Here is a 22,590-nt window from a genome sequence, read left to right as displayed (position 1 = left end):
CGCCCCGTCATGCACTCCACCGCCAGTCCTTGACCTCCGGCAGGTCGTCGCCGTGCTCGCCGATATAGCGCTTGTGGCGCTGGATGGTGGCTTCGTGATGGGCGGTTGCCGCCTCCAACTGGCCGGCAAACCTGGGGATGCGGCGGATCGCGTCCAGCGCCAGCTGATAGCGGTCCAGGTTGTTCAGGACCACCATGTCGAACGCGGTCGTGGTCGTGCCCTCTTCCTGGTACCCGCGGACGTGGATGTTGTCGTGGTTGCGGCGCCGGTAAGTCAGCTTGTGAATCATGGCGGGGTAACCATGGAACGCGAAGATCACCGGCTTGTCGGTCGTGAACAGGGCATCGAACGCGTCATCCGGGAGGCCGTGGGGATGCTCCGACGGGGGCTGCAGCACCATCAGGTCGACCACGTTGACGAAGCGGATGCGGATGCCGGGAACCTGCACCCGCAGCAAGGTGACGGCGGCCAGCGCCTCCAGCGTCGGCACGTCACCGGCACAGGCCATCACCACATCCGGATCCGCGGCGTCGTTGCTGGCCCATTCCCAGATGCCGACGCCGACGCTGCAATGCCGGACGGCGGCGTCGATATCGAGCCACTGCCACTCCGGCTGCTTGCCCGCGACGATGACGTTGACGTAGTTGCGGCTGCGCAAGCAGTGATCGGCGACCGACAGCAGGCAGTTCGCATCCGGCGGCAGGTAGATCCGCACCACGTCCGCCTTCTTGTTGGCGACATGGTCGATGAATCCCGGATCCTGGTGCGAGAAGCCATTGTGGTCCTGCCGCCAGACGTGCGACGTGAGCAGGTAGTTCAGCGACGCGATCGGCCTGCGCCACGGGATCTGCTTGCTCACCTTCAGCCACTTGGCGTGCTGGTTGAACATCGAGTCGATGACATGGATGAAGGCCTCGTAGCAGGAGAACAGGCCGTGGCGCCCGGTGAGCAGGTAGCCCTCGAGCCACCCCTGGCAGAGATGCTCGCTCAAGACTTCCATGACCCGGCCGGTGGCGCTGAGATCCGTGTCGTTGGCTTCGACCTCGGCCATCCATGCCTTGCCGGTGACCTCGTACACTGCCTCCAGGCGGTTCGACGCGGTTTCGTCGGGACCGAAGATCCGGAAGTTCGCGCTGGCGAGATTGAGTTTCATCACGCCCAGCAGGAACTTGCCGAGGACGCGGGTTGCCTCGGCCTGGACGCACCCGGGGGTCGCCACCGGCACCGCGTACTCGCGAAAATCCGGCATCGACAAGGGCTGCAACAGCGCGCCGCCGTTGCTGTGCGGGTTGGAGCCCATGCGGCGAGTGCCGGTCGGTGCAAGCGCCGCGAACTCCTCGAGGAACTTGCCCTGGCTGTCGAACAATTCCTGCGGCCGATAGCTTTGCAGCCAGCTTTCCAGCTGGGCGAGATGGGCAGGGTTCTTGAAGTCCGCAATGGGCACCTGGTGCGAGCGCCACGTGCCCTCGACCGGTTTGTCGTCGACAAACTTGGGCCCCGTCCAGCCCTTGGGCGTGCGCAGGACGATCATGGGCCACAGCAGACGCTGCGGAATTTCGCTGCTGCCCGCGCAGCGTGCGGCATCCTGGATACCGCGGATTTTCGCCAGCACCGAATCCAGTGTGCCGGCCAGCAACTGGTGCACCACCATCGGATCGTCTCCCTCGACGAAATGCGGCTCGTAGCCGTAGCCGCGCATGAGACTGGTCAGTTCGTCGCGGCCGATCCTCGCCAGGATCGATGGGTTGGCAATCTTGAATCCGTTGAGATGGAGGATGGGCAGGACGGCGCCGTCCCGCGCAGGATTGAGAAACTTGTTGGAATGCCAGCTGGCGGCCAGCGCCCCGGTCTCGGCTTCGCCATCGCCCACGACGCAGGCGACGATCAGGTCGGGATTGTCGAACGCCGCTCCGTACGCGTGCAGGAGCGAATAACCCAGCTCGCCACCTTCGTGGATGGACCCCGGCGTTTCCGGCGAGACGTGGCTGGGGATCCCTTGCGGCCAGGAGAATTGGCGGAACAGCCGCTCCAGGCCATTCCGGTCCTGCCCGATCGCGGGATAGTGCTCGGTGTAAGAGCCTTCCAGGTAGGTGTTCGCCACGATGCCCGGCCCGCCGTGGCCGGGACCGATGACGTACATCAGGTTCAGGTCGTGGTCCCTGATCAACCGGTTCAAGTGGACATAGATCAGGTTCAATCCCGGCGTGGTGCCCCAATGTCCCAGCAGCCGGGGTTTCACCTGTTCGAGCGTGAGCGGTACATCGAGCAGCGGGTTCTTGTGCAGGTAGATCTGGCCGACCGAAATGTAGTTGGCCGCGCGCCAGTAGGCGTGCATCCGGCGCAGCAGGTCGGCTGAAAGGGGATCAGGCATCGAGCCCTCCTTGATGGCTGTCGCGCGCGCCTGAAAGGGCGGCGTCCACGATGGCCTGCGCCTCCTTCAGGATGCGCTGCAGGTGCTCATCGCCGAGAAAGCTCTCGGCGTAAATCTTGTAGACGTCCTCGGTGCCCGAAGGGCGTGCAGCGAACCAGCCACCGGCCGCAATGACCTTGATGCCGGCAATCGGAGCGTCGTTGCCCGGGGCGTTGGTGAGGATGCTCTGGATCGGTTCGCCCGCCAGGCTCGCCGAGTCGACCTGTCTTGCAGACAACGCGGCCAGCTGCGCTTTTTGCGCTGCGTTGGCCGGGGCCTCCATGCGAGCAGCCACCGGATTGCCGAACTCCCTTGCAAGATCCGCGTAGAGCTCACTCGGGTCGCGGCCGAGGCACGCAGTGATTTCACCGGCCAGCAACGCCGCCGCAATTCCGTCCTTGTCGGTCGTCCACGCCGTTGCGTCGCGGCGCAGGAAGGTCGCGCCGGCGCTTTCCTCGCCGGCGAATCCGAGCGAGCCGTCCCCGAGGCCGGCCGCGAACCACTTGAAACCTGTCGGGACGTCGTACAGCCTGCGGCCAAGCCGCGCCGCCAGCCTGTCGATCAGTGCCGTGCTGACCACTGTCTTGCCCACGGCCACTTCCCGCCCCCAGTGTTCGCGATGCTGGAACAGGTAGTCGATGGCCACGGACAGATAGTGGTTGGGTGGCATCAGGCCACCCGTGGGAGTGACGATCCCGTGCCGGTCATGGTCGGTGTCGCATGCGAACGCGACGTCGAAGCTGTCCTTCATCGCCGTGAGCCTGGCCATGGCGTAGGCAGACGAGGGGTCCATCCGGATTTGTCCGTCGCTATCCAGGGGCATGAACGCGAACTGTGGATCGACCGCTTGGCTGACCACCGTCAGCTCGAGGCGGTAGCGCTCGGCGATCGCGGCCCAGTAGTGCACACCGGCCCCGCCCATCGGATCGACTCCCATGCGGATTCCCGCGCGACTGATGGCGTCCAGGTCGATCACGTTGCCGAGATCGGCGACATAGGCGCCAAGGAAATCGTGGCGGTGCGTGGTCGCCGCGCGCAGCGCGCTTTCGTGCGGCAGGCGCAGCACGCCCTCCAGGTTTTTTGCCAGCAGCCGGTTGGCATCTGCCTGGATCCAGCCGGTGACGTCCTCACCGGCCGGGCCGCCGTGGGGCGGGTTGTACTTGAAGCCGCCGTCGCGCGGCGGGTTGTGGGACGGCGTCACCACGATGCCGTCGGCCAGCCCCGTGCTGCGTCCGCGGTTGTGCGCAAGGATCGCATGCGAGATCGCGGGCGTCGGAGTGAATTCGTCGTGGGCCGCCAGCATGACGTGCACGCCGTTGCCAGCCAGCACTTCCAGCGCGGTGACGTACGCCGGCCCTGACAAGGCATGGGTGTCGAGGCCGAGGAAGAGCGGCCCGTCGATGCCTTTGCCCTTGCGGTACCGGCAGATGGCTTGCGTGATCGCCAGCACGTGCCGTTCGTTGAACGAAAGGTCCAGCGAGCAGCCACGGTGTCCGGATGTGCCGAAGGACACGCGTTGCCCCGGCGTCGAAGGATCCGGCACACCGCGATGGTAGGCGGCAACGAGTGCCGCCACATCGACGAGCACGGAGGGGGGCGCGCGCTGGCCGGCCAGCGGGCTGATGGGGGAGATCAACGCGCCGCCTGTTCCACCGGCGCGTGCAGCGCGCTCATGGCGATGCCCGCGCCGGCCCGCCAGCGGAAAGCTGCCCGACCAGCGTGAGAAGGTCGGCATCCAGCAAGTCCCCGATGCTGGAGATGCTGAGGTCGGGGGCCGGATAGGAGGCGACGCTGGCGAGGTCCAGCGCATAGTGGCCCTGGCGCGCAAAGACGGTGGTCAGCCGCTCGCGCAGCGCGTCTTTCATCGCCGCGAGAATGCGCGGCTTGTCATCGACGAGGACGTAATGCCGTGCAGGGAATCGGCGCTGCAATTCGCCGAGCATCCGTTCCTTGTGGATGTAGATAAGAACCCGTCCGCCGACCGCGTCCCAGAGGCCGGATCGCTGCACCTTGCGCGGCTGGAAGACGACGTCGCCATCCGAGAAAATCACCGTCGGCCCGAAATTCCCCAGCTGTTCGATGACCTGCAGCGCCCGCGGATAAAGCCGATCGGCGAAGGGATAGTCGATCAGGAAGGAGGACATCTGCAACAGCCGCGCGTCGTCACCCCCGCGCCGCTCCGCGTCCAGGCGATAGCGTTGCAGTGCACCGAGGTAGTCGGCATAACCGAGCTCGCTGCGCAGGTCTTCGAAGATCGCCCAGTAGCGCCGGGCATTCGCCGCCCCGAATTCCTGTTCGAGATGCAGCCCCAGGTCGGCGATGACCCTGTCGTTGTCGAGCAAGGTGTTGTCGACGTCCAGCAGGAACACGACTTCATGGTCCATCTTCGTTGGCCCGGAGTTCACGCCGGCCTTTCGCTGGGCGCTTCATCGTGGCCGCCGAACTCGCTTCGCATCGCCGACAGGACCTTGCCGGAAAAATCCGCTTCGCCGCGCGACGTGAAACGCGCGAACAGCGCCGCGCTCAGAACGTTCATCGGCACTGCTTCGTCGATGCCCGCCTGGATGGCCCAGCGGCCTTCGCCCGAATCGGATACTCGCCCCTGGTAGGCGCGCAGATCCGGATCCTTCAGCAAGGCAACTGCCGTCAGATCCAGCAACCAGGAGCCGATGACACTGCCGCGGCGCCACACTTCGGTGATCTCCGGCAGGTTCAGGTCATAGCGGTAGAACTCCGGGTCGCGCAGCGGCGTCGTCTCGGCATCCGGCGGGCGGGTGCGGCTGCCGGCATCGGCATTGCGCAGGATGGCCAGGCCCTCGGCATAGGACGCCATCACGCCGTACTCGATGCCGTTGTGCACCATCTTGACGAAGTGGCCCGCACCGTGGGGGCCACAGTGCAGGAAGCCTTCTTCGGAGTCGGCGAGCCCGGATTTCCTGCCGGGAGTTCGGGCCACGGAGCCCACGCCGGGGGCAAGCGCCGAAAAGATCGGCCTGAGTCGCTCGAACACGGCAGGCTTGCCGCCGATCATGAGGCAGTACCCGCGCTGCAGTCCCGCCACCCCGCCACTCGTTCCCACGTCGAGATAGTCAAGACCGTTCAACTCCAGTTCAGCGGCGCGCCGGATGTCGTCGCGATACCAGGAGTTGCCGCCGTCGATGAGGAGGTCACCTGCCGTCAGCAGCGGCGCCAGCGCGTCCAGCGTCTGATCCACGAACGCCGCCGGCACCATCAGCCAGATCGCACGGGGCGTGGCAAGCCGCGCCACCATGTCGGCGAGCGAGGACGCTCCGGTCACGCCCTCCTGGCTCAGGCTTGCGACCTTGGCCGGGACAAGGTCGTGGACCACGCAGTCGTGGCCTTTTTCGACCAGGCGCCGGACCATGCTGGCGCCCATGCGGCCCAGTCCGACCAGGCCTAGTTGCATGTCGCGGCGGCGGCGGCGGCGGTGCGCGCGAAGCCGAGCGGGTAGCTGGGGGAAAGTCCGATTTTCATGGTGCTTCTGCTTTCCGTGGGTGGCGGCCAATATGCTGCTTCGCCACGGCCGTGTCCGTGCGGCTTCGCACGGACGTGATGCGACTGGAGGCCTACAAGATCAGCAGGGAAACTTTCCCTGCCAAGAAAGCACTTCATGAAGACACTCGGCGCGTCTGTCTGACAGCGCACACAGGCAAGGACGGTGGGCCGCCGGGCATCCGTTCGGCAGCGCACCGACGCTTGCGCGTCCGCCGGGTAACTTCAGATGCCGCCTGCGTCGGCGGTGATCCATACCCGGCTCCAGGGCGGGCACCCTAGGGAGAAATGCATGAAGGTTCTACTGGCCGTGGACGGAAGCGACTATACGAAGCGCATGTTGGCGTACCTGGCAGCCCATGAGGAATTGCTCGGCGCGGGCAACCTCTTCACGGCACTGAACGTGACCGTTGCCATCCCGGAGCGGGTTGCCCACTTCCTCGACAAAGCCACGGTCGACAGCTACGGCGAAGATGAGGCGAATGAAGTATTCAAGCCGATCCGCGCGTTCGCGCAGCAGCAGCAGTGGGACTTCAGCACGGCCCATGTGCAGGGGCCGGCCTCCGAAGCCATTGCCAGCTACGCGCGCGATACCAAGCCCGACCTGATCGTCATGGGCAGCCATGGGCATTCGGCACTGGACTCCGTTGTAATGGGGTCCACCGCCAGCGGCGTGCTGGCCCGGTGCCGCTTTCCGGTGCTGCTGGTACGCTGAGGGTTCACCTGCCTGTCGCTCCGCCAGAACTAGTCGCGAGAGGTCCCACATGGTCCTCTCCAGCAACAAAAGCCTTGAGTGATCAAGGCTTTTTGTTTTTCTGGTCGCTCGCGACCAGCCGTACAAGCTGCCGAGGGCAACGGCCTGTACGTGCTCATCAGTTCGCTTTCCGATCTGCGAGTCGACCCTGCTGGCAGGCTCGGCAGGCGACGAACGGACGCGCCGACCCCGGAGCGGGCGGCACCATTCGGTGGGTCGGGGCAGCCGTCCCCGCGAGGGAGTTGCGCATGAAGCCCACGGACAAGGACAGCGAGACGATCACGGTGGTGCTGGCCGACGACCACGATCTCGTGCGGTCGGGCATCAAGGCACTGCTTGCGACCATGCCGGGCGTGCAGGTGATCGGGGAGGCCCGCGACGGCAATGAACTGCTCGCCTTGCTCCACTCGCGAGCGCATCCGGACGTGGTCATCAGCGACCTGGCCATGCCGGGCCTGGACGGCCTGGCCGCGATTCGTCGCATCAAGGAGCGCTATCCCACCCTGCGGGTGCTGGTGCTCTCGATGCACGACAGCATGGACTTCGTGAAGCGCGCGGTGGAGAGCGGGGCGAACGGCTACATCATGAAAGACGGACCGCCCGAGGATCTGGAGCGCGCGCTCAGGACGCTCAAGTCCGACGGCTCCTTCTTCGCTGGCAAGGTGGTGCAGCGCTTGTTGCAACGGCAGGAGCCCACGGCCAACGACGAACTCACGGAGCGACAGGTCGAGATCCTGACCATGCTGGCCAGGGGTCTTTCTTCCAAGGAGATCGGCTTCGAGCTGGGACTGAGCCCGAAAACGATCGATGTCCACCGCGCGCGCATCATGCAACGCCTTGCCTTGTCGGATGTCGCCAGCCTCACGCGCTACGCCGTGCGCAAGGGCCTGATCGAGGCTTGACGGGGCCGATCTCGATGTGTAGGTTGCGTCCGATATCCCCATGGAGCGGCCATTGGTACCGTATCGAGCAACAGGAGCGCCGCTGGCCGCACTTCGCGTCGGGGACCTTGCGGCAGGCGCAGCAACATTGAACTCCCCGGCCATCCCGCTCGCGAGCTTTGGCGCCGAACTGTCGACCGGCTGCCACGCCTGTGCCTTCTTCGAGGATCCCGAGCAGGAGTACCGCGCGCTGTTGCCATTCGCACAGGACTGCCTGCGCTGCGGCGAGCAATGCGCTCACTTCGGCAGCGGCTTGCGCGAGCAGGAGCGCTTCCAGCGTTTCGCCGGGTACGCGATCGACGTGGCCGGGAGCACGGCTTCGGGCCAACTGGCCCTGCGCACCTGGGAGCACACCTACTTGCGCGGAGGCTGCTTCGAAATCGAGGGCATGCTGGCGCTGGTGGCCGAGCTGATGCGCGAAGGGCGGACCGCATTCGGACGCACGCGCCTCTGGGCCGACATGGAATGGTCGCTCTCGGGCCAGCGCGGCTGCGACCGGCTGATCGAATATGAAAGCCGGCTCAACACGCTGCTCGACGGCGGCACGGACGTCGTCCTGTGCGCCTACGACGTGCGCAAGTACAGCGCCAGCATGGTCATGGACGTGCTCCGCACCCACCCGATGCTGGTGGTCGGCGAGCATGTCCACCCGAACCCGCTGTTCGTGCCAAGCGAGCAGTTCCTGTTCGAATACCGCCGGCGCGGTGCCATGCGTCCGCGAGCGGGTGAGGGGACGGATCCGGATCCCGCAGCCGGTTAGTCGACAGCGCCGGTGCGCCACTACGAGCTTCGACGTGCCATCATCCTGCTGTCCGGCCGGCTGCAGAGCTCCCGTCCGCTAGCGTGAGCGGACCCACAGGAGGCGAGGAATGCTCGATCTGCTGAAGGCGCGCCGAGCGACCGGCACGCTCCATGTCTGCGCCTTGTTCGACAGCGCAGAGGAGGCCGCCGCTGTCGCACCCGCGCTGGCCTGCGCCGCGCTGCAGGACAGCGAAAAGTTTGTCGCACTGGCGGGTACCGCATCACTGGAGAGACTGCGCGGCCATCTGCAGGAGATGGCGATCAGCGCGACCGAGTCCGAAAGCGTCGGCCGGCTGACATTGGTCCCCTGGGGGCGGGTGGCGGGCGATCCCAGGCGCCGGTTCGACTGCGGCAAGGCCTTGTCCGCTGTCGATTCCATCCTCTCCGGCGCGACGCAGGACGGGGTGGCGGGCGTGCGGGTCGTGGCCGAAATGGATTGGGTGGTCAGTGCCCTGGGCGGCGGCATGGAAGTCGCCGGGTATGAGCGCGACGTCGATGGCGTGATGGCACGTTACCGGCAGCCGGCCATCTGTGTCTACGACCTGAACGGCCTGTCGGGACAACTGCTGATCGAGATCCTGGCCGCACATCCCATGGCCTACGTGGGCGGAAGCCTGGTCCGCAGTCCGTTCTACCGCGCGCAGGCGTGAGCCCGCGGGGCCGCCACGAGGCGGCTCCTGCACGGCTGGCCTGGGGGGTCCTACGCGCACTCCCCGGCTGCTCTGACGCATCCCCCCATGGCAGGTGCCCACACTGAACCGTCCATCAACAAGGAGTCCGACATGAAATCACTGATGAAGAGCTCGATGCTTGCCGCGGTCGTCATGGCCGCCATGGCAGTGGCCGCGCCGGCAGCTAACGCGAAGGGCTGCCTGAAGGGCGCTGCCGCAGGTGCGGTCGGTGGCCACTTCCTGCACCACCACAGCCTGATCGGCGCGGGCGTCGGCTGTGCCATCGGCCACTATCATTCCAACGCGAAGGCCACGCGCCAGCAAGGCTGATGCGCGTCGTTCCGGACCGTGCATGGCGCGGTCCGTTCGCCATCGCAAGAAATGACCTGATGCCTGCCAGCCGGCGGGCTTCTCTTGCGGCTCCTCGTCCGGCCGGCCACCTCGGCGTTGTGCATGCGCTTACGAGGTGTACCGCAGCTTTGCCTGTTGGCGCCTTGTCTGGACCCGACCAGCACCCAACTGCAAGAGGTCTAGAAAAGGAGATCTTCATGAAAACCAGGTTCAGATTCGTTGCCCTCGCCGTCGCCGCCACCATGGGGCTCGGCTCGATGTCCGCGTTCGCCCAGGACCACCGCCATGACGGCGGCGGTCAAGGCGGGTGGCAGCAGCAACGGGGCGAGCAGGGCCGGGGCCAGTGGGCCCAGAACGGGCAGCGTGGTGCTCGCGGCTATTACGCTCCTTCGTATGGCTATCGCCGTGATGACGGGGATGTCGTCGGGGCGGTGGTGCTGGGTGCGCTGACGGGCGCCTTGGTGGGGCAGTCTGCAGGCGCCTACGACTACAACCCGCCGCCTCCGGTGTACTACAACCCACCGCCCGCGACCTACTACAACCCGGGCTACGGCTATTACGGTAACTGAGCGAAGTGCTTCTCGCACCGGCGCGCCGGTCCGAGAAGCACGAGGAAGGCCCCGATCTTCCCGAGGCATCCATGCTCCGCATCCTTGCGAGCTTGCTACCGCCCCGGCAGCATCGAGCGCAGCACACCGTCCCTCAGAAAGAAGTGGTGGTAGAGCGCGGCGAGCGCGTGCAGGCCCGCCAGCCAGAGGATCGCGTCACCGAGCCAGCCATGGATGCCGGCCAGCTGCGCGCCCAGATCGTGAGCGGGTGCGATCAAGGGCCTGATCTCGCCTGCCAGCCAGGTGAGCGGGTGTCCTTCGAGCCACGCACCGCCGATTGCGGTCATCGGCACGAGAAACAGAAGGACGTAGAGCAGCACCTGCACGGTGGTCGCTGCGATGCCCATCCAGCGGGCCACGGGGACAGGCTCCGGATCATCGTGAAGAACGCGCCAGGCGAGCCGCACCGCGGAGAGGACGAACACGCACAGTCCCAGCGTCTCGTGCAACTGGCGATCGAAGTCTGTCGCCGCCGCGTAGACGCGCTGTTCCGAACCCCCGGGACCGTAGAGGAAGGCTGCCAGCACCAGGATGGCGGTGAGCCAGTGGAAGGCCTGCGCGCCGGCGCCATAGCGGGCCGGTGCGGACGTCTGCTGATCGGAGGTGAGCATGCTGGCAATTATTGCCCTCGTGCCTCACCACGGGTGACCAGGCAGCACGTCCCGGCGACCGCCGCACATCCGCTCCCCCGGGAGCCAGTCGCAAAAAGCCTTGAGAGATCAAGGCTTTTTGCTTTTCAACGGCGGCCGTAGCCGGAACCGTAGCGCTCCTGCGTGTCGCCCAGGCGCGCGATGGCCCGCTGGTCGCCGTTGCGCAGCACCGCCCGTGCATCGGCGAAGGCATCCGGGTCGTCGCTGCCGCGCACCGTGTAGCTGCCGACGTAGAAGCCCGGGCGCACTTCGCGCAGCGGCAGTCCGGCCACGACGTCGGGGATGTCGACGGAGGCCCGCGCGCGCGGCGTTCCCTCGAGCCGGAAGTGCACGACCGTGCCGGGCTCGAGGTCTTCGGTCTGCGACACCGCGAACGAGTTCACCACGGTCTCGGCCACAACCGGCCCCGCGCCCATCGCGAGCGCCTGGAAGGAGGGCGGGAAGTTGAAGGCCAGCGCAACGGGCCCTTCACCCCAGCCGGCGCGCACGGTCATCAGCCGGCTCGGATCGATGTGTTCGCCGCGCGCGATCACGTGGGTCCCGATGTATTCGCCTGGCGCACGCTCCTGCAGCGGCACGCGCAAGGCGTCGCCGAGCATCACGTTGGCCCAGCGCGCACCGGGCGTGCCATACACCTGCACGCGCAGCGTGGCGCCGGGCCGCAGGCCGCCGTCGGAGTTCAGCGACACGTTGCGGATGGTGCCCCGGTCGGACGGCACGACCCGATACGAGTCGTGCTGTGCAGCCGCCGGCTGGGCAAGCACAGCAGCGGCTAACGGGACCAGCAGCATGGCGGCAGACGCGAGCTTGGCAGGGAGAGTGGATTTCATGGCATGACTCCTGTTGATGTCATGCAAGCAGATTACGGCGGCGCAGATGAACGAAAACTGAACGTCCGCAGTTTTGCGCGTAGGTGGACATCGACACATCGAGAGCACGCGCAGAGCCTTCGCTCAAGCCGGCGGCCTGCTCCTCGCCCAGCTCTCGTAGCCGCCGCGCAGCACCCGGGCGTGCCAGCCGCGCTGGCGCAGCAGCATCGCGGCACGCGCGGCGGAAGCATCGTTCGGGCAGTCGCAAAAGGTCACGATCGCATGCTCTGCGGCGAGCGCCGGAAAGTCGATCGTCGCCAGTTGATCGAAGCTCACGGCGCGCGCACCCGGAATCGATGCGCCATCATCGGCTGGCGCTGCCCTCTGGCGCAGATCCAGGATGACCAGGGGCTCGCCTCTTGCGAGCCGCTGCGCCAGTTCCGCGACGTCGATGCGGGGCGCGGTTTTCAGCAGCCGGGCGACCTTCATTCGGTGCAGCAGCCTGAGCATCACGTACAGCGTCAAGGCGCCGGCGAGCACGGCGGCCGCCAAGGCGCCAAGGTCAGCCAGTCGGGTCAATATCCCTTGAACCTGGCGATGGAACACGAAGCCGATGGCGAGTCCGCTGAGGCCCCACAGCAGGCTTCCGGCAAGCTCGAGCACCAGGAACAGCGGCAGCCGCATGCCGAGCGCGCCGGCCAGGGGCGCTGCGAGCAGCGAGACGCCGGGCACGAACTTCGCCAGCAGCACCGTCAGCGCGCCGCGGCGCGCGAAGCTCGCCTCGCTCTTGCGCACGCAGGTGTCGGGCGACAGGGAGACGCGGCACAGCAGGCTCAGCACGCCGCGCCCGAAGTGCCGCCCCGCCAGGTACCAGCAGGTATCCGCGATCAGCGCCGCCGCCGCGCCCACCATGAGCGCCTGCAGTCCGAACAGGCGCTCACCGACGGCACGCGCCCCTGCCAGCACGAAGAAGGGCAGCGCCGGCGTGGGGACGCCGACCTGCTCGATCAGGACGCCCAGGAACACCGAGAGCAGCCCGTGCTGCATGAAAACATGGACCAGGTTCTCCACGGTCGTCGCATCCTTCCGGCGCCGCAGCGGCAGCGCGCCCCTGAGAATAGCGTGGAGCGGCCCGCCTTACTTGTAGACCAGTGCGCCGGCACCGTCACGAGCAAGGCGCCGCTTGCGGCGCACTAGAACATCCGGTTTACACAATCAAGGGTACGGCCCGGAAACCTTTGACTTGTCGAAGTGATCGCTCTTGCGGCTTTAATTGCCTGGATCCACAGCACCCCGTGCAGCTCGCTTGCTTGCCCGGGACAAACAGTGGCAATGCGCCCGCGCAGCGGTCGCAGGAAGGAATGCCGAGGCGACCAGGCCTTGGCGTCCGCGTCGCACTACCTTGGAGTACCGAATGCAATGGGTCGCACGTTGGCTTGGGAGGAAACCAGCGAAGCCGCAGGAGCTGGAAATGTCTCGCCTGCAGGCTTCTACCCGCGAGCAAACGCGGCGTGAGTTGATCGCCATGGCACTGCGTGACACGCTCAAGAAGCATGGCTTGTCGCAAGGGTGCATCACTGCAGAACCGATCCCCAGCGGTGCGCCCGGCCGCCAGCGAGGCATGCATATCCAGATGGTTTTTCGCGATTGCGAGCCAGGCCTCTCGTCTTACGCGGTGGCTCTGGAAGCTGCCGTCAGGAGCAGGCTCGAGCGTTTGGATCCTCTGTCCGCATCCTGGATCACGGGATTGTCGTGGCGCTTCGAACCCACCGACCTGGCAGCCTGGCCGCAGCTGCCGGGGCACGCTCAGCAACGAGGACTTCCGCCAGTGCTCAGCGATGTTGTGCCTCTCGCGTCGGCCACGCCGGTTCAAAAGCTGCTTCTCGCAGGCGAAAGTGCGCTCCAGGCCGGCCTTGGTCTTCGGCCTGATTTCAGTCCGACGCTGCCAATGCCGGCCCGGTAAATCGTTCGACCGGGGTAGCCACCGAATCGGGCGTGCAGGGTGCATTCGTCCGTGCCAGTTCAAGGTGTGCGCCGGCGCACCGCGCACCGCGAGTGAGGACTACGGTCTGACCAGGCCCTTTCGCACGGCGTACATCGTCAGACTCGCGACGTCGCGCAGCCCGAGCCGCTCCATGATGCGCGATCGATGGACATCGACTGTCTTGGGGCTCAGGCCCAATGCAAAGCCGATCTCCTTTGAGGTCTGGCCGGACGCAAGCATCTTCAGGATCTGGGTTTGACGGTCCGTGAGTACCTGTTCGGCTTCGGGTTCGCCGGCACTCATCAGCACCTTGGCAATTCCAGCGCTGATGTAGCTCCCGGTGATCATCACGCTCTGGATGGCAGACGCCAGTTCGAAGTCACTGGAGTCCTTGCGCAAATAGGCGGCGGCACCGGAGGCCATCGCTCGCTTGACCAGGTCTGGCGAATCATGCATCGACAGCACGATCACGCGAACCTTCGGTTGGCAAGCCCGGATTCGCGAGAGCGCCTCGAGGCCGTCCATTCCAGGCATCGAAATGTCGGTGATGACCACATCCGGCCGAATCGATGCGAGAACTTCCATCAGTTCGGAGCCGTCTGCAACCTCGGCGGCGACGCTGACCTCGGGCAAGGTCTTGAGCAAAGAGCGAATCCCGGAGCGGACCAGAGGATGATCGTCCGCAATCACCACATGAATTGTCGAAGGAAAGCGCTGCATTTTCGTTGTTCTGGCTGGCCGTCGCACCGATCACGGTGGCTCCTGCCAAGTCGACGGAGCCCGCTGCGACACGACGGCATTTGAACATCAAGGCGCCGAAGCTCTATCAGGACAGAGTGTGTGGATCGTGCACTCTGCACGGATATCGCAATGCAGGTGTTGCCGTCCGGATTTTCCGCGCAATAAGACGTCGCCGGAATTAAGCAAGCAGCGTACGCAGTAGGGAATGCACCTACGGCGTTACCAACAGTTTTTCGCTCGCACGTCTTGAGCGTTCTTCTACTCGGCCGGTGTCCCTCGGCGCACCGGCTCGTGTCGTCTATCGACCAATGGCTGCCTCGAAGGCACCGAGCGTCTCCTCGCGGGCTTGCTGGCACTGCTCGAGCAGCAAGGCCGCTCCCTTCAGACTTCCTGCCCGGACGATCTTCTGGACCTCCAGCAGCAAATGCGCAAGCTTCTCGGCCCCGAGGACCGCGCACACGCCTGCGTATTCATGCAAGACCGCGCGCAGTTCTGAATCGTGAGCCGCGCGAACCGCCGTCATCAGGCGGTTCTGGAACTCCAACGAGGCCGATGCAAAGTCGCGCGCCAGTTCCTTGAGGAACTCGCCGCTCCCGTCTGCTTCGACGTGGCAGCGCAGCCGCTCGTGGGAAAGAATCCTGGGCGACGGGTGCTCCGCGGAGCCGCCGACAGGCAGCGCGCGGTCTGCGGATTCCTCCAGGGCCGTCCGAAGCTCGGACGGAGCGAATGGCTTCGCAATGTACTTGTCGGCCCCCGCCGCGAGGGCGGCGACGACGTGCTCTCGCATCACGTTGGCACTCATGGCAATGATGCGTGGGCGCCGCTCCCTGGCGGTCGTCGCGACGATCAACTTCGTGGCTTCGATGCCGTCGACCTTCGGCATCTCGATGTCCATCAGGACGAGGTCGTAGGTCTGGCGCCGGACCGCCTCGATCACCTCCGAGCCGTTCACGGCAACGTCGGCCTTGTATCCGAAGCCCGAGAGCATTCTGAGTACAACCTTGCGGTTGATCTCATTGTCCTCAGCCACCAGGATGCGCAGCGGCACGCTCTTGCCAAGGGTGTCGTCGAATTGCGGTGTCGTGTGCAGTCCCGTGTAGGCTGGCACGCCCGCAGATTCAAGCGCATCCCCCAGCGCATCGTAGAGCGCGGACGGGGTCGACGACCTGGAAAGAACGCGCGCGCGCAAGGCTTCATTCAGGGAGCTCAAGCCGCGAGTCCGGGAGAGCAATACCGCCGGGATGCTCACACCTTCATCCCGCAGGCGCTGGACAAATCCCAGCCAGCGCGCTTCGCTCATGTGGGTTGCCGCAAGTACCAGGTCAAAACGCTCCTTGCCGGCCACCTTGGCCAGGGCCTCCGAGGCGCTTGCGCAGGAGTGGACGTCCAGGCCCCACCGCCGCAGTTGCGTGATAAGGACACGAACGTCCGCACGGGAGCCGGTCACCAGGAGCACCCGCTTCTTCCAGAGGGGCGGCTGCTTGCCGGCCGGAGTGCGACCGCGCGGCACCGCCGCTTCCGCGAGAAAGTTGAAGCTGACCCTGGTTCCGCGGCCAGGTTCGCTCTGCACTGAAATCTCTCCGCCCATGGCCTCGACCAGCCGCCTGGCAATGGCAAGTCCGAGCCCGGTGCCGCCGAAGCGCCGACCAGTGCTGGAGTCCGCCTGGACGAACGGGTCGAAGATGGTCAGGAGCTTTTCTTCGGGAATGCCGATGCCGCTGTCCTGCACGCAAACCGTGATGTTGCACAGATCTCCCATTTCGTCGCCGCTCTCATGAGGCGAGTTGCTCGAGCCGTTGATCACGCCCACGCGCACTTCCCCAGCCTCGGTGAATTTCACCGCGTTCGAAACGAGGTTGACGAGTACCTGGTTCAAGCGGGTGCTGTCGCCCAGGATCAGCGGAGGAACTGCCGGGTCGATGTCGACGCCCAGGCTCAGTCCCTTCTCGTCGGCCTTCGGCGCCAGAAGTCGCAGCGAGTCGCCGACCACTTCCTCGAGCCGAAGAGGCACCCATTCAAGCTCCATCTGGCCGGATTCGATCTTCGAATAGTCCAGGATGTCGTTGATGACGACCAGGAGCGACTCGCCGCTCTGCCGGATGACTTCGACCAGCTCGCGCTGATCGGAAGTAAGCCGCGTTTCCAGCAGGATGTTCGTCATGCCGATGACGCCATTCATCGGCGTTCGGATCTCATGGCTCATGGTCGCGAGGAAGGCGGTCTTCGCCGCCGCGGCCTGTTCGGCCGCGGCTTTGGCCTGCTGGAGGTTTTCGACAATCTGCTTGTGGTGCGTGATGTCCGTGTGGGTAACCACAGTTCCGCCAGCGGGCATTCTTGCGTTCCTTACTTCGAGTACTCGCCCGTCGGGCTGGACTTCTTCACGCAGTTGCGGTGCCGCGGCCATCCCGCTGTCCAGGGGCACGGGCCCTTGCGCGTCGGGACAGGACAACGGGTGGTTCGCGTACTCGACGCTGATCGTCCCGAAATCGGTGATTGCCGAATCCGGCACGTCGTTCGGCAGGCTGCGAAAGGCGATTTTCTGGTTGTCCAGCACCAGGCTTCCGTCCGCGTCGAAGACGGAGATTCCGCATGGAATGTTTTCCAGCATTGCGCCCAGCAGCTCGTTGTTTCTGCGCAGGCGCTGCTGCGCCACTACGTGGTCCGTGATGTCGTTGATGACCGCGAGATGGATGCCAGGCGTGCCATATGCCACAGAGGAGCCGCCGCTGATCCGCACGAAGCGACAGGACCCGTCGGGCTTGATCACACGGAACTCGATGTCCAGGCTGCGCGGAAACTCGCAGACGCGGCGCCATTGCGCCACTACCCGCGCTCGATCCGCGCAATGGACGGCAGTCAGCCAGCCGTACCCCAGGAGTTGCTGCGCGCTCAGCCCGGTGATCTCACTGCACGCGCAGTTTGCGTAGTTCGCCGCTCCGCTTGCATCCGCTGCCAGCACCCCGAGTGGGAAATCATCGTAGAAGTCCTTGAATTCCAGCACGGTTCCTTGATCGCTGTCGGTCCCCCAAGAGAACCTCTTGCCGCAACCCTAGCGCTCGTGGAGAGGTGGCGGATAGGCGGGTTCTTGGAGGTGGGGCAGGCAATTGCTCAATACGGAAGTTCACGTGTGAACCCTCTGCCGCTCCCCTGCCCGCTCAGCGCTTACCGGCAGCGAAGCGCACTATCAGCAAGGCGCGTTCTGGACATCGCGCCAGCTGGTTCACTCGATAAGTGAGTGCTACGCAATTGCGGCTGTTGCAGGTAAAGAATCGACCTACGGCGGCGTGTGCGCCGAATGGTCCACTTCGATGCCTCACAGCGCGCATTCGTGCGACTCGCCTGAGAGATTTACCAAACCGTTTCAGCTTAAGGACAGGCACCGTATGAAAACCAAGATCAGCAAATTCGCGATTGCATTCGCCGCAGCCATGCTCTCCGTCGGGGCGTTCGCGACCGACAGTGGCTCCGGCACGATGGGCGTGACGGCATCGATCGGCGACGAATGCTCCGTCGGCAATGCCGCCGTCCTGGGCTTCGGCCAACTCAGCATGCTGGCCAACGGTTCGCCTTCCACAGCGGCGAGTGCGTCAACGTCGGGTGGCACCTTCGATGCGGTCTGCACCAGCGGCACGACCACTCCCAAGCTGAAGTTCTCCTCCGCCAATTCGAGCGGCACTGACTTCCGCCTGGTGGGCGCGGTCACGACCACCTACATCGTGTACACGCTGGCGGAAGCCGGTGGCAACGCGATTGCGTACAACACGGTTGCGAGTTTCACGGGGTTTTCCGCCGACGGAACGACCAAGTCCCTGGCGATCGTCGGAGCCATCGCCTCGAGCGAAAAGACGGGCAAGGCGAAGCAGGCGTACAGCGACACGATCACGATCACCAGCACCTACGGCATCTAAGAAGGTGAAGGGTATGAAGCGCACTTCGACTCAACCCGCTGCCTGGCGAACGCGCGCTTCATGGCGAACCCGAGCAGCGCTGGCGGTCTGGCTCGCGAGCTGCGCCGCGGGGGCGGCAGCGCAAGCGCTGATCAGCCCGGTCGTCGTTGAATTCGGGCCGAAGCAAAAGATTGCCACCGTGCGCGTGAGCCTGAGCGAGCAGGCGATCAAGCCGATGCGCCTGCAGAGCCAGTTGCTGCAGTGGCGCCAGGATGTGCACGGGGCCGCGGTCACCCAACCCAGTGACGACCTCATCGTGACACCCCGTATCTCCGAGCTCAAGCCCGGCCAGCAGCAGGTGCTGCGCGTTGCGCTCCGAGGTGCGCTCCCCGCAGACACCGAGCGCGCCTATCGCCTGGTGCTCGAGGACATCGCGGAACCTTCTTCGGTCGAACTCGCAGGAGGTGCCGCCGTCAATTTCCGTATGGCCTACGACTTGCCGGTCATGGTCGCACCGCGTGGCGACTTCGTCACTGCGCTGCGTTGGCGAAGTTGTCCCGTCGTGGCGGACGCACCGGTGTCAAAGGGCGTTTGCGTGCGAATCCTCAACACCGGCAATCGGCGCGTGAAAGTGCAGGCGCTGATGCTGGCGGGGCAGGGCTGGCAGCGGTCGCTGGACCTCAAGGAAGCCGCGGCCGTGCTTGCTGGCGATGAGCGCGAGTGGATCGTTCCGGGGGCCGCTGAAGGTGCGCTGCAAAGCGTCGAGGTGCGCACTTCCACTGGCCAGGTCGTGAGGGCCGAATCGGGCGGCTAGCCGACCGGTTCCGAATTCACGTTCAGACGAAATATCTGCTCGCCATCCGAGGTGGGGCAAGCCAGTTATCTTGACCAGCGCGCGCCGCCATTTCCTTCATTTTTCGTCTGCACGCCGCGAGCTGGCGGCGGCCATCGCCGCTGCGACAGCCGCCTGGACGAATACCGCATGGGGAATTCCCATGTCGGTCGAGATCGTGCGGCCGCCTGGCGCGCCAATACAGCTTCGCATCCATGTTCCTGCGGGCAATGAGCCCGTTCTCGCCTGGGGAGGAACGCGTGGACCGGGCCCTTATCCCCTCACACTGATCTGGACCGATGCATCGCTCAGGCTTTCCGCAGAGCTGCCGAGCGTGCCCACGAGCGGCGAGGGCGTGCTGCAGGGCATCGCGTTACGCACCGTTGGAACCACCGACAGATTGGAAGTACTGCTGCGCGAGCCGGTTTATCCGAAGCTGCGCCGAAGTGGCGGCATCTGGGTCCTGGAGCTGCAGCCCGAAGAGCCGGCGGTTGCCAGCGCGGCGCCGGTCGCGGCTGCGGCCTCCGCCAGCGAGGCGCCAACGCTGCAGGGCAGCCCGCAAGCCGAGATCCGTCCTGCCGCGGCCGCCAATCTGCCGCCAGCTTCCGGTCGCGATTCGAACACGACGCTTCAGGCGAAGCCAGGCTCCCCAACGTCACCGGCCGAACAGCTCCTTGCCGATTTCACTGTCAATGGACTGCGCCAGCCAGACATCGCACGCGCGGAGCAATTGCCTGACGGTCAGGTCCTGGTCGCCGCCGAAGACTGGCAAGCTGCCCGACTGAAACCACCCGGCCAGCCGCGTGTGATGTCCGACGGCACACAGGCGTTCGCGCTCGAGTCTGTTGCCGGTCTGCGGTACCGGGTGGACAAGCAGCGAATGAGTATTGAAGTGGATGCGCCGCCCAGCTCGTTCACCGGCGCCACCATGGACACGCAGCAGGCGGCGCAAGCCGCTCCGCCCAGGCCGGCGCCCGGTGTATTCCTGAATTACGACGTGAGTGTCGCCCAGCTGGCGGGCGCGCCCAGTACTTCCGCCGCCACGCTGGAAGCCGTCGGATTTGGTCCGTTCGGCACGGCCGTGACTTCCGCCCTGGTGAAGGATGACGGGCAGCGGCGCGAGTTCGTGCGCCTCGACAGCTACTGGCAGTACGACATGCCTCAATCCATGCAGACGCTTGTCTTGGGCGACACCGTGGGCGTGGCAGGCGGCTGGAGCCGGCCGGTGCGTTATGGCGGGCTGCGCTGGGGTCGCGACTTTGGTTTGAGGCCGGGGCTGTCGACCATGCCCTTGCCCTCGGTCGCTGGCGAGGCGGCGCTTCCTTCAACGGTCGATCTGCTGGTGAACGACTCTCACCGCTTCAGCCAATCGGTGCGCCCGGGCCCCTTCGATATCACGAACGTGCCGGTGATCACGGGAGCGGGCGAGCTGAACCTGGTGGTACAGGACCTCCTGGGCCGTCAGACGGTCCTCCATCAGAGCTACTACGCCTCACCGCGCCTCCTGGCGCCGGGTCTCTCCGATTTTTCCGTGGAGACGGGTTGGCTGCGCACGGGGTTCGGTACGGATAGCCGGTACGGCGATGCGTTCGGCGCCGCGACCGGGCGTCGTGGCATCACACCGAATCTGACCACGGAAGGCCGAGTGGAATTGCAGCACGATAGGCAAGCGAGCGGCTTCGAGTTGGCGGGCCTGCTCGGGACCTGGGGCGTCGGGCGGCTCGCCGTTGCCGGCTCGCGCGATCGCTTGCATGACCTGCCGGCGCACGGCGGGCTGGTCCAGGTCGGGATCGAGCGCAGCTCGCCGCTTGGTGGAGGTGCGCTCCAATACGAGTACGCCACCCGGGGCTTCGCACCCTTCGGCGAGTCCCCCGATCCAGCCGCGCCGGCCAGCCGCTCGCGCGAACAGCTCCTGGCCAGCATCGGAGGCAGGGTCTGGGGATCGCTCAACGGCGGAATCAGCTACGCGCGTCGCGTCCAGTGGGATGGCGAGCATCCCAGCACGCTCGGCTTCTCCTTGAACATTCCGATCGGATCCGCCGCAACCCTCACGTTGACGGCAGCCAAGCAACGGAGCAGCACCAGCGTGTGGACTGGCAGCGTGAACCTGAACGTTCCGCTTGGAAACGAACAGTACATCGGCTCGCGCGTGGAGCGCCAGGACGACGGCCACACAGCGGCGAGCGTGCTGGCGGTGCGCAATCCCCCGGCGGGCCCCGGCTTGGGCTGGCAGGCCGAGGTATCCAGCGACCCCCGACAACGAGCCCGCGGTGGTGTGCAGTACAACACGAACCACGCGGACCTGACCGCGGAAGTGGTGACCGATGCCGACGCGCGGGTGAGTTCGCGCGGGGGCGCTCGCGGCACGCTCGGCCTGATGGCGGGCCTGCCGTTCGCCTCTCGGCCGGTGGGCGAAGGCAGCTTCGCGGTCGTCGAGCTCGAGGGCCTGCCCGACGTGCCGATCAAACGAAGCAACCAGGTCGTCGCGCAAACCGATTCGCGCGGTCTTGCATTTGTGCCCGGACTGGTGCCGTGGCAGAAGAACGTGATCGAGATCGACGCGGCGGACCTGCCGCTGGACGTGGAAACCCAGGCGGTCGTGCAGGAGCTCGTACCGTATGCACGCAGCGGAGCGCTGGTGCACTTCGATGTGCGCCGCACGCGCCAGGCGCTGCTCGTGCTGCACCAGGCCAACGGCCAGCCCGTGCCTCGTGGTGCACGCGTGCGCCTGCTGCCCGCCGGAGCGGAATTCGAGGCCGGTCTGCGTGGCGAGGTCTGGCTGACCGATCTGGCGGCTGACCAGCAGCGTGTCACCGTCAGCTGGCAATCTGGCCAATGTGAGCTGGATCTTCGAATCCCCCCGAGTGAGAATGGCGCGCCGGCGAGTCTTGGACCGCTGGTGTGCGACGGAAGAGCCCCATGAAACTTCGCGTGCTTGCAATTCCCCGAAACACCGCGCTTCTTGTCTTGGGACTGGCTTGCTCGGCGCACAGCGTCGCTGGCGGCTGCAGCGTCACGTCCACCAGCTTGGCCTTCGGCCGATACCAGCCACTGACCTTCGCAGGAAAGCTGACGTCCACCGACCGCACTTCCGATGCAACCGTCTCCGTGCAGTGCACGGCGATCTCAGGCGGCGGCAGCTACTCGATCTCGCTCGGACCTGGCGCGCAGGCCAACAGCATCATCCCCAGGTACCTCTCGCACGACGCCGGCGGACCCGGCATGGCGTTCAACGTTTACCTGGACGCCACCTATACGTCGGTGTGGGGCGACGGCTTCACCGGGTCGGTGCTGAGCGGAAGCATTCCGCTTGGCGACAGCAGCCAGAGTCACACGGTATTCGGGCGCGTGCCCGCAGGACAGCAACAGCTCATGGCCGGAAGCTATCTGGGCTCCTTGACGATCACCATCTCATACAACCCCTGACAGGTCGCCGCGCTGCTGCCGTCCGTTTAGGGATTTCGCGAGGTGGGCTTAGGGGGAGGAACAGCTTCCTGGGCGATCGATCCACTGCAAAGATCGTGGCGAATGTTTGCGTTGGCCGAGTGTTGTACTGCGGCCGGACTGCCAACCGCTTGAAGATCGATCATGTCCCAACTCGCAACCCGAGACGCCGACCTGCCGGTGTTTGACCCTCC

General features: G+C 65.7%; 20 protein-coding genes. 11 read left to right on the top strand and 9 right to left on the bottom strand.

What is annotated here, in order from left to right:
• Positions 1 to 7: 7 nt before the first annotated feature.
• Genes JWP60_RS01450 through gnd form a run of 4 tightly spaced genes read right to left on the bottom strand, consistent with a single transcriptional unit; the run spans position 8 to position 5,837 of the window.
• Positions 8 to 2,371 carry a phosphoketolase family protein gene (locus tag JWP60_RS01450; RefSeq protein ID WP_299785665.1) on the bottom strand — a complete coding sequence of 788 codons (2,364 nt, stop codon included), beginning with the start codon at positions 2,369 to 2,371 and terminating at the stop codon, positions 8 to 10.
• The gene (gene pgm, locus JWP60_RS01445; protein ID WP_299785663.1) at positions 2,364 to 4,145 is read right to left on the bottom strand and encodes a phosphoglucomutase (alpha-D-glucose-1,6-bisphosphate-dependent); all 1,782 of its coding nucleotides are present in this window, start codon (positions 4,143 to 4,145) and stop codon (positions 2,364 to 2,366) included. The genes JWP60_RS01450 and pgm overlap by 8 nt, the downstream gene beginning before the upstream one ends.
• Positions 4,081 to 4,794 (bottom strand): HAD family hydrolase, encoded by a 714-nt coding sequence (locus JWP60_RS01440; RefSeq protein WP_299785661.1) that lies wholly within the window; start codon positions 4,792 to 4,794, stop codon positions 4,081 to 4,083. The genes pgm and JWP60_RS01440 overlap by 65 nt, the downstream gene beginning before the upstream one ends.
• A 17-nt stretch (positions 4,795 to 4,811) precedes the next feature.
• The gene (gene gnd, locus JWP60_RS01435; protein ID WP_299785807.1) at positions 4,812 to 5,837 is read right to left on the bottom strand and encodes a phosphogluconate dehydrogenase (NAD(+)-dependent, decarboxylating); all 1,026 of its coding nucleotides are present in this window, start codon (positions 5,835 to 5,837) and stop codon (positions 4,812 to 4,814) included.
• Between the two features lie 378 nt (positions 5,838 to 6,215).
• Here gnd and JWP60_RS01430 point away from each other — a divergent pair, with 378 nt between their 5' ends.
• The 6 genes from JWP60_RS01430 to JWP60_RS01405 all read left to right on the top strand — a co-directional run bounded on the left by JWP60_RS01430 (position 6,216) and on the right by JWP60_RS01405 (position 10,010).
• Complete coding sequence (locus tag JWP60_RS01430) at positions 6,216 to 6,638, top strand: universal stress protein (protein WP_299785659.1); 423 nt, start codon at positions 6,216 to 6,218, stop codon at positions 6,636 to 6,638.
• Positions 6,639 to 6,925: 287 nt separating this feature from the next.
• The gene (locus JWP60_RS01425; RefSeq protein WP_299785657.1) at positions 6,926 to 7,579 is read left to right on the top strand and encodes a response regulator transcription factor; all 654 of its coding nucleotides are present in this window, start codon (positions 6,926 to 6,928) and stop codon (positions 7,577 to 7,579) included.
• A gap of 127 nt (positions 7,580 to 7,706) precedes the next feature.
• Entirely contained in the window at positions 7,707 to 8,378 is a 672-nt protein-coding gene (locus JWP60_RS01420; protein WP_299785655.1) for an MEDS domain-containing protein, read from the top strand.
• 109 nt (positions 8,379 to 8,487) lie between these two features.
• Complete coding sequence (locus JWP60_RS01415; protein ID WP_299785653.1) at positions 8,488 to 9,069, top strand: MEDS domain-containing protein; 582 nt, start codon at positions 8,488 to 8,490, stop codon at positions 9,067 to 9,069.
• 132 nt (positions 9,070 to 9,201) lie between these two features.
• Positions 9,202 to 9,420 carry a hypothetical protein gene (locus JWP60_RS01410; RefSeq protein WP_299785651.1) on the top strand — a complete coding sequence of 73 codons (219 nt, stop codon included), beginning with the start codon at positions 9,202 to 9,204 and terminating at the stop codon, positions 9,418 to 9,420.
• 218 nt (positions 9,421 to 9,638) lie between these two features.
• Positions 9,639 to 10,010 (top strand): hypothetical protein, encoded by a 372-nt coding sequence (locus JWP60_RS01405; protein WP_299785649.1) that lies wholly within the window; start codon positions 9,639 to 9,641, stop codon positions 10,008 to 10,010.
• A gap of 95 nt (positions 10,011 to 10,105) precedes the next feature.
• Here JWP60_RS01405 and JWP60_RS01400 read toward each other — a convergent pair whose 3' ends face one another.
• The 3 genes from JWP60_RS01400 to JWP60_RS01390 all read right to left on the bottom strand — a co-directional run bounded on the left by JWP60_RS01400 (position 10,106) and on the right by JWP60_RS01390 (position 12,579).
• The gene (locus tag JWP60_RS01400) at positions 10,106 to 10,660 is read right to left on the bottom strand and encodes a cytochrome b/b6 domain-containing protein (RefSeq protein ID WP_299785647.1); all 555 of its coding nucleotides are present in this window, start codon (positions 10,658 to 10,660) and stop codon (positions 10,106 to 10,108) included.
• 125 nt (positions 10,661 to 10,785) lie between these two features.
• A complete protein-coding gene (locus JWP60_RS01395) occupies positions 10,786 to 11,529 on the bottom strand; it encodes a hypothetical protein (protein ID WP_299785645.1) in 744 nt (247 codons plus the stop codon).
• Positions 11,530 to 11,652: 123 nt separating this feature from the next.
• Entirely contained in the window at positions 11,653 to 12,579 is a 927-nt protein-coding gene (locus JWP60_RS01390) for a VTT domain-containing protein (protein ID WP_299785643.1), read from the bottom strand.
• A 400-nt stretch (positions 12,580 to 12,979) separates the two neighbouring features.
• Between JWP60_RS01390 and JWP60_RS01385 the strand changes: the two genes are divergently transcribed.
• Positions 12,980 to 13,471: a hypothetical protein gene (locus tag JWP60_RS01385; protein ID WP_299785641.1), complete on the top strand. Its 492-nt coding sequence runs from the start codon at positions 12,980 to 12,982 to the stop codon at positions 13,469 to 13,471.
• Positions 13,472 to 13,570: 99 nt separating this feature from the next.
• Here the strand turns inward: JWP60_RS01385 and JWP60_RS01380 are convergent, their stop codons facing one another.
• Both JWP60_RS01380 and JWP60_RS01375 read right to left on the bottom strand, forming a co-directional pair.
• On the bottom strand, positions 13,571 to 14,212 hold the full coding sequence (locus JWP60_RS01380) for a response regulator transcription factor (protein WP_299785639.1): 642 nt from the start codon (positions 14,210 to 14,212) through the stop codon (positions 13,571 to 13,573).
• A gap of 319 nt (positions 14,213 to 14,531) precedes the next feature.
• Positions 14,532 to 17,234, bottom strand: a complete 2,703-nt coding sequence (locus JWP60_RS01375; protein ID WP_299785637.1) for a response regulator — start codon at positions 17,232 to 17,234, stop codon at positions 14,532 to 14,534.
• A 382-nt stretch (positions 17,235 to 17,616) separates the two neighbouring features.
• Here JWP60_RS01375 and JWP60_RS01370 point away from each other — a divergent pair, with 382 nt between their 5' ends.
• From JWP60_RS01370 to JWP60_RS01355, 4 genes are all read left to right on the top strand, one after another.
• On the top strand, positions 17,617 to 18,141 hold the full coding sequence (locus JWP60_RS01370) for a spore coat protein U domain-containing protein (RefSeq protein WP_299785635.1): 525 nt from the start codon (positions 17,617 to 17,619) through the stop codon (positions 18,139 to 18,141).
• A gap of 13 nt (positions 18,142 to 18,154) precedes the next feature.
• Entirely contained in the window at positions 18,155 to 18,934 is a 780-nt protein-coding gene (locus JWP60_RS01365; RefSeq protein ID WP_299785633.1) for a fimbria/pilus periplasmic chaperone, read from the top strand.
• 181 nt (positions 18,935 to 19,115) lie between these two features.
• Positions 19,116 to 21,875, top strand: a complete 2,760-nt coding sequence (locus JWP60_RS01360; protein ID WP_299785631.1) for a fimbria/pilus outer membrane usher protein — start codon at positions 19,116 to 19,118, stop codon at positions 21,873 to 21,875.
• The gene (locus JWP60_RS01355) at positions 21,872 to 22,378 is read left to right on the top strand and encodes a spore coat U domain-containing protein (protein ID WP_299785629.1); all 507 of its coding nucleotides are present in this window, start codon (positions 21,872 to 21,874) and stop codon (positions 22,376 to 22,378) included. Before JWP60_RS01360 ends, JWP60_RS01355 begins: the two co-directional genes overlap by 4 nt.
• Positions 22,379 to 22,590: the final 212 nt, after the last annotated feature.

The sequence above is a fragment of the Ramlibacter sp. genome (assembly GCF_028291745.1).
Classification (GTDB): domain Bacteria; phylum Pseudomonadota; class Gammaproteobacteria; order Burkholderiales; family Burkholderiaceae_C; genus Ramlibacter.
This window is presented reverse-complemented; position numbering and strand designations above follow the sequence as displayed.

What these genes read in the sequence shown, in the direction of transcription:
- JWP60_RS01425 (WP_299785657.1), top strand. Translation starts at nt 6,926, where the DNA reads ATGAAGCCCACGGACAAGGACAGCGAGACGATCACGGTGGTGCTGGCC.
- JWP60_RS01355 (WP_299785629.1), top strand. Translation starts at nt 21,872, where the DNA reads ATGAAACTTCGCGTGCTTGCAATTCCCCGAAACACCGCGCTTCTTGTC.
- JWP60_RS01365 (WP_299785633.1), top strand. Translation starts at nt 18,155, where the DNA reads ATGAAGCGCACTTCGACTCAACCCGCTGCCTGGCGAACGCGCGCTTCA.
- gnd (WP_299785807.1), bottom strand. Translation starts at nt 5,837, where the DNA reads ATGCAACTAGGCCTGGTCGGACTGGGCCGCATGGGCGCCAGCATGGTC.
- JWP60_RS01360 (WP_299785631.1), top strand. Translation starts at nt 19,116, where the DNA reads ATGTCGGTCGAGATCGTGCGGCCGCCTGGCGCGCCAATACAGCTTCGC.
- JWP60_RS01400 (WP_299785647.1), bottom strand. Translation starts at nt 10,660, where the DNA reads ATGCTCACCTCCGATCAGCAGACGTCCGCACCGGCCCGCTATGGCGCC.
- JWP60_RS01440 (WP_299785661.1), bottom strand. Translation starts at nt 4,794, where the DNA reads ATGGACCATGAAGTCGTGTTCCTGCTGGACGTCGACAACACCTTGCTC.
- JWP60_RS01430 (WP_299785659.1), top strand. Translation starts at nt 6,216, where the DNA reads ATGAAGGTTCTACTGGCCGTGGACGGAAGCGACTATACGAAGCGCATG.
- JWP60_RS01405 (WP_299785649.1), top strand. Translation starts at nt 9,639, where the DNA reads ATGAAAACCAGGTTCAGATTCGTTGCCCTCGCCGTCGCCGCCACCATG.
- JWP60_RS01415 (WP_299785653.1), top strand. Translation starts at nt 8,488, where the DNA reads ATGCTCGATCTGCTGAAGGCGCGCCGAGCGACCGGCACGCTCCATGTC.
- JWP60_RS01380 (WP_299785639.1), bottom strand. Translation starts at nt 14,212, where the DNA reads ATGCAGCGCTTTCCTTCGACAATTCATGTGGTGATTGCGGACGATCAT.
- JWP60_RS01410 (WP_299785651.1), top strand. Translation starts at nt 9,202, where the DNA reads ATGAAATCACTGATGAAGAGCTCGATGCTTGCCGCGGTCGTCATGGCC.
- JWP60_RS01395 (WP_299785645.1), bottom strand. Translation starts at nt 11,529, where the DNA reads ATGAAATCCACTCTCCCTGCCAAGCTCGCGTCTGCCGCCATGCTGCTG.
- JWP60_RS01450 (WP_299785665.1), bottom strand. Translation starts at nt 2,371, where the DNA reads ATGCCTGATCCCCTTTCAGCCGACCTGCTGCGCCGGATGCACGCCTAC.
- JWP60_RS01385 (WP_299785641.1), top strand. Translation starts at nt 12,980, where the DNA reads ATGTCTCGCCTGCAGGCTTCTACCCGCGAGCAAACGCGGCGTGAGTTG.
- JWP60_RS01370 (WP_299785635.1), top strand. Translation starts at nt 17,617, where the DNA reads ATGAAAACCAAGATCAGCAAATTCGCGATTGCATTCGCCGCAGCCATG.
- pgm (WP_299785663.1), bottom strand. Translation starts at nt 4,145, where the DNA reads ATGCCGACCTTCTCACGCTGGTCGGGCAGCTTTCCGCTGGCGGGCCGG.